7 protein-coding genes and 1 tRNA gene are annotated in these 8,243 nt (G+C 68.9%); 5 read left to right on the forward strand and 3 right to left on the reverse strand.

Annotated elements, in window-relative coordinates; genetic code table 11:
* The first annotated feature begins 14 nt into the window (after positions 1–14).
* Together VGJ24_RS14345 and lon are read left to right on the forward strand one after the other, a co-directional pair.
* Positions 15–90: transfer RNA gene (locus VGJ24_RS14345), tRNA-Ala, on the forward strand.
* Between the two features lie 188 nt (positions 91–278).
* Positions 279–2,621, forward strand: a complete 2,343-nt coding sequence (lon, locus tag VGJ24_RS14350; protein ID WP_331501308.1) for an endopeptidase La — start codon at positions 279–281, stop codon at positions 2,619–2,621.
* A gap of 103 nt (positions 2,622–2,724) precedes the next feature.
* Here lon and VGJ24_RS14355 read toward each other — a convergent pair whose 3' ends face one another.
* A complete protein-coding gene (locus VGJ24_RS14355; RefSeq protein ID WP_331501309.1) occupies positions 2,725–3,066 on the reverse strand; it encodes a hypothetical protein in 342 nt (113 codons plus the stop codon).
* Between the two features lie 121 nt (positions 3,067–3,187).
* On the opposite strand from VGJ24_RS14355, the gene VGJ24_RS14360 reads away from it, so the two are divergent.
* From VGJ24_RS14360 to VGJ24_RS14370, 3 genes are all read left to right on the forward strand, one after another.
* The gene (locus tag VGJ24_RS14360; RefSeq protein ID WP_331501310.1) at positions 3,188–3,832 is read left to right on the forward strand and encodes a trimeric intracellular cation channel family protein; all 645 of its coding nucleotides are present in this window, start codon (positions 3,188–3,190) and stop codon (positions 3,830–3,832) included.
* A gap of 37 nt (positions 3,833–3,869) precedes the next feature.
* Positions 3,870–5,129: an amidohydrolase gene (locus VGJ24_RS14365; protein WP_331501311.1), complete on the forward strand. Its 1,260-nt coding sequence runs from the start codon at positions 3,870–3,872 to the stop codon at positions 5,127–5,129.
* 114 nt (positions 5,130–5,243) lie between these two features.
* Positions 5,244–5,645 carry an SHOCT domain-containing protein gene (locus VGJ24_RS14370; RefSeq protein WP_331501312.1) on the forward strand — a complete coding sequence of 134 codons (402 nt, stop codon included), beginning with the start codon at positions 5,244–5,246 and terminating at the stop codon, positions 5,643–5,645.
* A 26-nt stretch (positions 5,646–5,671) separates the two neighbouring features.
* On the opposite strand, the gene VGJ24_RS14375 is transcribed toward VGJ24_RS14370, so the two are convergent.
* Both VGJ24_RS14375 and VGJ24_RS14380 read right to left on the reverse strand, forming a co-directional pair.
* Positions 5,672–6,694, reverse strand: coding sequence for a cytochrome d ubiquinol oxidase subunit II (locus VGJ24_RS14375; RefSeq protein WP_331501313.1), 1,023 nt, complete (start codon positions 6,692–6,694; stop codon positions 5,672–5,674).
* A complete protein-coding gene (locus tag VGJ24_RS14380; protein ID WP_331501314.1) occupies positions 6,691–8,118 on the reverse strand; it encodes a cytochrome ubiquinol oxidase subunit I in 1,428 nt (475 codons plus the stop codon). Before VGJ24_RS14380 ends, VGJ24_RS14375 begins: the two co-directional genes overlap by 4 nt.
* Positions 8,119–8,243: the final 125 nt, after the last annotated feature.

Raw genomic sequence — 8,243 nt, forward strand, 5'->3', positions numbered from 1 at the left:
CGTCGGGACGCCTTGGGGCTGTGGCGCAGCTGGTAGCGCATCTGCATGGCATGCAGAGGGTCAGGGGTTCGAGTCCCCTCAGCTCCACCAAACCCGCAGGTCACAGGCCTGCGGGTTCGGTCATTCGATCCCCTTGCGCGACGAGTCCACCGGGAACTCACCACGTGTCGCGGTGCCGGCGTCGGACACGGGCTCAGACTGGGACGCCCGTCGTGTTCGCCCTCGACGAACACGTGGCCCCGGCGGAACACGACCACGCGTGCGGGAGTTGAGTGGGCATGACTCAGGTTTCCGAGCGGGGGGACACCGTGTCCGGCACACGACTTCCGCTGCTGTTCGTGTCCGACCTCGTGGTGCTGCCGGGCATGGTGGTGTCGATCGAGCTCGACGAATCCGCACAGGCCGCCATCGACGCGGCACGCGCGGGCAGTGATGGCCGGCTTCTCGTGGCTCCGCGGCTGGAGGATCGCTACGCGTCGTACGGCGTGATCGCGTCGGTCGAGCGGGTGGGTCGCTTCAGCGGGGGCAACCCCGGAGCCGTGCTCAAGGCCGAGGGCCGGGGCCGGATCGGAACCGGTGTGTCCGGGCCCGGTGCGGCGCTGTGGGTGGAGGTCGAGCCGGTGGACGAGCAGGTCTCCGACCGCGCTCGTGAGCTGGCCGAGGAGTACAAACGGCTGGTCGTCGCCGTGCTTCAGCGGCGTGAGGCATGGCAGGTCATCGACTCGGTGCACCAGATGACCGACCCGGCCGCGATCGCCGACTCCGCCGGCTACGCGCCGTACCTGTCGGTGGACCGCAAGCGGGAGCTGCTCGAGACCCCCGACGTGGAATCGCGCCTCGACGCGCTGATCGAGTGGACGCGGGAGCATCTGGCCGAGGTCGAGCTCACCGACAAGATCGGTGAGGACGTCCGCGAGGGCATGGAGAAGAGTCAGCGGGAGTTCCTGCTGCGTCAGCAGCTCGCCGCGATCCGCAAGGAGCTCGGTGAGGGCGAGCCCGACGGAGCCGACGACTACCGCAGCCTGGTCGAGGCAGCCGAGGTCCCCGACACCGTGCGCGAGGCGTTGACGCGTGAGGTCGACAAGCTGGAACGGTCCAGCGACCAGAGCCCGGAGACCGCGTGGATCCGGACCTGGCTCGACACCGTGCTCGAGCTGCCGTGGAGCATCACCACGGAGGACACCACCGACGTGGTTGCCGCGCGCGCCGTACTCGACGCAGATCACCACGGGCTCGACGAGGTCAAGGAGCGGATCGTGGAGTACCTCGCCGTCCGGAGCCGCCGCGCCGATCGGGGGCTCCAGGTGGTGGGAGGCCGCGGCTCGGGCGCGGTGATGCTACTGGCGGGTCCACCCGGAGTCGGCAAGACCTCGCTCGGTGAGTCGGTCGCTCGGGCGCTCGGCCGGAAGTTCGTCCGCGTCGCCTTGGGTGGCGTCCGCGACGAGGCGGAGATCCGCGGACACCGCCGCACCTACGTCGGTGCGCTCCCGGGCCGGATCGTCCGGGCGATCAAGGAGGCCGGCTCGATGAACCCGGTCGTCCTGCTCGACGAGGTCGACAAGGTCGGGGCGGACTACCGAGGCGACCCGGCAGCGGCGCTGCTCGAGGTGCTCGACCCGGCTCAGAACCACACGTTCCGCGATCACTACCTCGAGCTCGACCTGGACCTGTCCGACGTGCTCTTCATCGCCACCGCCAACGTGGTCGAGCAGATCCCGTCGGCGCTGGTCGACCGGATGGAGCTGGTCACCCTGGACGGGTACACCGAGGACGACAAGGTCGCCATCGCCCGCGACTTCCTCCTGCCCCGACAGCTCGAACGCGCCGCCCTGACCGCCGACGAGGTCACGATCTCCGACTCAGCGCTGCGTGAGATGGCGGCCGACTACACGCGTGAGGCCGGAGTGCGACAGATGGAGCGCTTGCTCGCGAAGGCGCTTCGCAAGGCGGCTACTCGACTCACGACCGGATCTGAGCGGATCGACATCGAGGTGGCTGATCTGAAGGACCTGATCGGGCGGCCGCGGTTCACGCCGGAGGCACCCGAACGCACCTCGGTGCCCGGGGTCGCGACCGGTCTCGCCGTGACCGGGCTCGGCGGCGACGTCCTCTTCATCGAGGCGTCCGCCCACCAGGGCACGGCCGGTCTCACCCTGACCGGCCAGCTCGGCGACGTCATGAAGGAGTCGGCGCAGATCGCACTCACCTTCGTCCGCAGCCACGCGGCCGAGCTGGGAATCGACCCGGGGTTCTTCGACCAGGCGATCCACGTGCACGTGCCCGCCGGAGCGACACCCAAGGACGGCCCCTCTGCAGGGATCACGATGGTGACCGCGCTGGCCTCCCTCGCCACCGGCCTCGCGGTGCGCTCGGAGGTGGGGATGACCGGAGAGGTGACCCTCAACGGCAAGGTGCTGCCCATCGGCGGGCTCAAGCAGAAGCTGCTCGCGGCACAGCGCAACGGACTGACCGAGGTGTTCGTTCCGCTCCGCAACCAGCCGGACCTGGACGACGTACCGACCGAGGTCCTCGAGGCGCTGACCGTGCACGTGGTCGGGGACGTCATGGACGTGGTCCGTGGTGGCCTGGAGGCTGCTGGAGCCAAGACGGTCGCGGCCTGACTCTCGGGCCAGATATTGGGTGAAAGCGGTCGGGCTGAACCCGTTCGACAACGCCCGCGGTGGTGACGACACGCGACTCAGGCATCGAGCGCCCCGGGGCTCCCTAGTCCGAGGCTTCCTCGACGGTGAGCTCGGCGGTGGGCATCGCTTCGAGCCGCTCGTCGGGGATGGATGTTCCGCTTCGGACGGAGAGCCCGAAGGTGCCGTCCGCGAGCCGCTTCTCGGCACGCGTGATCGCGGCCAGGCGGTCGTGCAGGCCGGCCGCGATGGCGTCGTCCACGCCCTCAGCGGCAAGGGGGTCGGCGGAGTCCACCTCGTCGCCGGTCTGGCGTGCGGCGTCCCGGTCCTCATCCGCCGCCGAAGCCAGCTCAGCCAACAGGCGTTGGACCTCGGCTCGTTCGGCCTCCAACAACGATTGCGCTCGGGCCGCCTCCACCTGGTCCACCTCCGCTGCGAATCGACGATGTCCCGCCCCTCGAGCGGCAGAACGTCGCGGTCATTCCACACTAGCTCCATACCCGGGCGAGGTCGCCCGCGTGAGCCGGACTTGGCGGTAGACATGTCCGGTGAACACCGAGTCGCCGTTGCTGTTGACCCTGGACCTGGGCGGGACGTTCGCCTTCGCATTGAACGGGGCGTTGACCGCGATCCGGGTGGCGAGGCTCGACGTTGTCGGGGTGGTCACGTTGGGCATGGTGACCGCCTTGGGCGGCGGGATCGTCCGCGACATCCTCATCGACTCGTTGCCGCCGGCGACGTTCAGTGACTGGCGCTACCTGTCGGTCGCGGCCGCAGGAAGCCTGCTCGCCTTCGCCTTCGGCTGGCGGTTGACTCGGCTGGCGGGTCCGATCCTGGTGCTGGATGCGGCCGGACTGAGCCTCTTTGCCGTGACCGGCGCGAGCAAGGCACTGGACTTCGGCATGGGCGCCGGGCAGGCGGTCATCCTCGGCGTGATCACGGCTGTCGGTGGCGGGACCCTGCGGGACGTGCTGACCGGACGCGTGCCGGTCGTGCTGCGGAGCGAGCTCTACGCGATCCCGGCGCTGCTGGCTGCCACGGTCGTGGTCGTCACCGATCGGAACGGTGTGTACGGCGCCCCGGCCGCGCTGGGTGCCGCCGTGCTCTGCTTCGGCGTCCGGATGCTCGGCGTCCGCTACCACCTCAACGCGCCCAGCCCACCCGGCATGCATGGCGAAGGAACCGGTACATGATGGCGGTGGCGTACCTACACCCGAGCGGAGGCATCTGATGACAGCCGACCACGTCACGTCGGTCCTGGCCGGCTTGGACTCGGTCCGGTCCTGGCAGGAGGAGTTCTACCGCGACCTGCACGCGCACCCGGAGCTGTCGCACCAGGAGCGTCGTACGGCGTCCCACGTCTCGGTCCGGCTGCGGGACACCGGGTGCGAGGTCCACGAGGGCGTCGGTGGCACCGGTGTGGTGGGGATCCTGCGCAACGGTGAGGGACCAACGGTGCTGTTGCGTGCCGACATGGACGCACTCCCGGTCCGCGAGGCAACCGGCCTGCCGTATGCCAGCACCGCCACCGGGACCGATGCGGACGGCACCGAGGTCCCGGTGATGCACGCGTGCGGTCACGACGTACACGTGGCCTGCCTGCTCGGTGCCGTCGCCCTGCTCGCAGCAACCCCCGACGCGTGGAACGGCACCGTGGCCGCGGTGTTCCAGCCGGCCGAGGAGGTCGCCGACGGCGCCCGCGGCATGCTCGAGGACGGCCTGACGGATCTGGTCGGCAAGCCGGAGGTCGCGTTGTGCCAGCACGTCCTGCCGCTGCCGGCGGGCCGGGTCGGGACACGGGTCGGGCCGACCCTGTCGGCGGCCGACAGCATGCGCATCACGGTCCACGGCCGCGGTGCGCACGGCTCGATGCCGCAGGCCTCGGTCGACCCGGTGGTGCTGGCGGCGATGATCGTGGTCCGGTTGCAGACCGTGATCTCGCGGGAGGTCCAGCCCGGCGAGCCGGCCGTGCTGACCGTCGGCAGCATCCAGGCCGGCACCACGAGCAACGTCATCCCCGACCATGCCGAGATCGCGCTGAACGTCCGCAGCTACCACGAGCAGACCCGCACCGCGATCCTGGAGGCGATCCGACGCATCGTCACCGCCGAGTGCGGGGCCTCGGGCAGCCCCCAGGCACCGGACTTCCAGCTGTTCGATCGCTTCCCCCTCACCGAGAACGATCGCGAGGTGACCGAGCGGGTCGCGGCCGCGTTCAGCGCTGAGTTCGGTGCGGATGCCCAGGAACTTCCGTTACAGACGGCCAGCGAGGACTTCTCCGACATCCCGAACACGCTGGGCATCCCCTACACGTACTGGGGTATCGGCGGGATCGACCCGGAGACCTACGAGAGCGCCCGGATTGCCGGGCGAGTCGCCCAGGACATACCGGTCAACCACTCCGCCACCTTCGGTCCCGTCCTCCAGCCGACGCTCGACACCGGCACCAGAGCCCTCGTCGTCGCCGCCCTGGCCTGGCTCGGACCCTGACCGTCGCTCAGGTGGGCGATTCACCGGGTGAGCCGTGGCGGGTGATGCTTGCGAATGTTCGGCTGTCCGAGGATCGTGCGGACCCACGCCTACACCGCTAGCCAAGGAGATCCCGTGATCCTGCCTCTGACGACCTTCGGCAACGGGGACGTGCTCCTCTGGTTCCTGGAGTTCTTCCTCTTCGTCATCTGGTTCTGGCTGCTGCTGACGATCTTCGGCGACCTGTTCCGCGACCACGAGCTGTCGGGTGGCATGAAGGCCCTGTGGATCGTCGTCCTGGTCCTCCTGCCGTACCTCGGGATCCTCATCTATCTGATCGCCCGGGGCCATGGCATGGGAGCACGAGCGGCGAAGCAGAGCGCTCTGGTGCAGGACCAGATGGATGCCCGCATCCGGGCGGCGGCAGGTACGACGACCAGTCCGACCGACCAGATCGCCAAGGCCAAGGCCCTGCTCGACTCGGGGGCGATCGACCAGGCCGAGTTCGAGCGCTTGAAGGGCGCGGCACTGTCCTGAACCCGCCCGGCTGATCCCTGCGTCGCTCAGTCGTTGCTGGGTTCGGGGACGCTCTCCTCGGGAAGCAGACTCTTCTGGTCGAGGACGTAGAGCAGGGCAAACGCGGGCACGATCAGAACCGCGGCGAGGCCGGCGGCGAGGAAGACGGCCGTCATCGTCCCGGACGGCGCAGCCGCCTCGGAGACGGTCAGGCTCGTGGGGAGCAGGTAGTCCCACTGCGCCACTCCCCAGGCCACGATGACACTGACCACTGCGGCCACGGCGGCGAGCCGGGCACCGAGTCGTGCGCGTCGGGTGAGGAGCACGAGGGCGCCGAGTCCGCAGACTGCGGAGAGGATGACCAGAGCCAGCGCGCGGGTCTTCAGGCCGTCGAAGAGGTAGGTCGCGTCGTGGTGCAGGACGAGGATTCCGGCGGCTGCGACCACCCCGGCCACGACGCCGGCCGCGGTGGCGCGTCGCCTGAAGTAGGTGACCATGGCCTCGTCGGACAGGCGCCCGGCATCGGAGACCAGGAAGAACGCCGCCAGGTACGCCGTCGTACACACAGCCAGCAGGCCGCCCAGGACCGAGGTGGGGTTGATCCAGCTGCTCCACGGGTCACCGGCGACCCCGCCTGCGGGGACGCGTCCCGAGGCGATGCTGCCGACGACGGCACCGAGGCAGTAGGGCACCAGGACCGAGGCGAGGGCGAACGCGGCGCCGAAGTTGCGTTGGTCGCGAGTACGGAGGACCGCCTTGCGGAAGGCGAAGCTCGCGCCACGCAGGACGATGCCCAGGGCCGCCAGGGTCAGCGGGACGAAGAGGGTCAGCGTGATCGAGGCATACGCCTCGGGGAAGCAGGTCCACAGCACCACGAACACGAAGATCAGCCACACGTGGTTGGCCTCCCACACGGGCCCGATGGAGTGGTCGATGACCTCTCGAGGTCGCTCGCCAGGCTTCGCCCCACCGGCGGTGAGGTCCCAGAAGCCGGCTCCGAAATCGGCACCGCCGAACACCGCATAGACGGTGATCGCGGCGAAGAGGATGACGGCTGCTGCTGTGCTCATCCGACGGGTTCTTTCCGCTGCTCTGCCGGTTCCTCGCTCGGACCGTAGGGGACATCGGCATCGTCGAACCCGTCGCCCTTGCGGAACCGGCGACTCATGATGCGAAGCACGAGGATCGTGGTGATGCCGAGGCCGACGTACAGGATCGTGACGCCGATGAACGTGATCCAGATGCCGGTGTTGGCGGTGGCGGCGTCGACGACCTTCATCTTCTGGTAGACGATCCAGGGTTGTCGCCCGACCTCGCTGACGGTCCACCCGGCCTCGAGAGTGACCACGGACAGCACGCCCGCCGACGCGGCGGCACGCAGGAACCACCGGCTCTGAGGCATGTCTCGTCGGAAGATCCACGACGCCCAGTACCAGAGCGTCAACAAGAACAGCAGGGTGCCGAGACCGACCATGATGTCCCAGGCCAGGTGGGTGATGTTCACGTCGGTCGTGGTCGGCCGGTCATCGGCGGGAATCGTGTCGAGGCCCTGAATCTGCGTGGAGGTTCCCGTCTTGGGGTCGGACAGGATCGAGGCGAGACCGGGGATGGGAATCCCACCGACGACCCGGCCCGAGGAGTTGAGGTGCCCGAAGAGCGTCTCCGGGACGTCACTGCTGGTCTGCGGGACCATCTCGATCGAGGCGAACTTCCCCGGCTGCTCGTTGTAGACCCAACGGGCCAGTGCGTCGCCGACCCCCATCTGCACCGGGGTCGCGATCGCGGCGACCGTGAAGGCGATCAGGAACGCCAGCCGGTGGTAGTGGTCGCGACGGCCGCGCAGCATGCCCATGGCGTAGATCGAGGCGATCAGGAAGCCGCCGACCAGGTACGCCGCCACGACCATGTGGGTCGCCATCAGCGGCATCGCGCTGTTGAAGATCACCTTCATCGGGTCGACGTCCACGACCTTGCCGGCCGAGTTCAAGGTGACGCCCTCGGGCGCGTTCATCCATGCGTTCGCCGAGACCACCGAGATGCTGCCCAGGACACCCGTGACGGCGATCGGTACGCCGCTCCAGAAATGGGTCCACGGCCTCAGCCGACGCCATCCGAAGATGTAGATCGAGACGAAGACCGCCTCGGTGAAGAAGAAGATGCCCTCGAACGCGAACGGCACCCCGAAGGCGGCACCCCACTGACCCATGAACTTCGGCCACAGCAGGCCGAACTCGAACGACAGGACCGTGCCCGTTACCGCACCCACGGCGAACGTCACGGCCATGTACTTGGACCACCGCTGCGCCAACAGCATCGCGTCCGGGTCGTCGTGCTTGATCCCGCGGTAGTTGGCGATCAACGCCATCGCCGCCCACGACACCCCCAACGGCACCAGGATGATGTGGAAACCGAGGGTGAAGGCCATCTGTGACCGCGCCCACGGCACGGGGTCGACCGCCAGGACCGGAACGAGCGAGCCTGCCCAGGCTGTCATGAGTGCCCCTTCATCCGTGCCACCTGATCGCCCTCGTCGAGAGACACCCACGCAACCGAATGCGCGGAGCCGGAGGCCCGTATCTCCCGACCCACCTCAGCTTCCAGGCGATGGCGGAGAAGCTG

The organism is Nocardioides sp. (assembly GCF_036493135.1).
GTDB lineage: Bacteria > Actinomycetota > Actinomycetes > Propionibacteriales > Nocardioidaceae > Nocardioides.

Coding starts and splice junctions, on each gene's coding strand:
- lon (WP_331501308.1), top strand. CDS start 279: ATGACTCAGGTTTCCGAGCGGGGGGACACCGTGTCCGGCACACGACTT.
- VGJ24_RS14365 (WP_331501311.1), top strand. CDS start 3,870: ATGACAGCCGACCACGTCACGTCGGTCCTGGCCGGCTTGGACTCGGTC.
- VGJ24_RS14375 (WP_331501313.1), bottom strand. CDS start 6,694: ATGAGCACAGCAGCAGCCGTCATCCTCTTCGCCGCGATCACCGTCTAT.
- VGJ24_RS14380 (WP_331501314.1), bottom strand. CDS start 8,118: ATGACAGCCTGGGCAGGCTCGCTCGTTCCGGTCCTGGCGGTCGACCCC.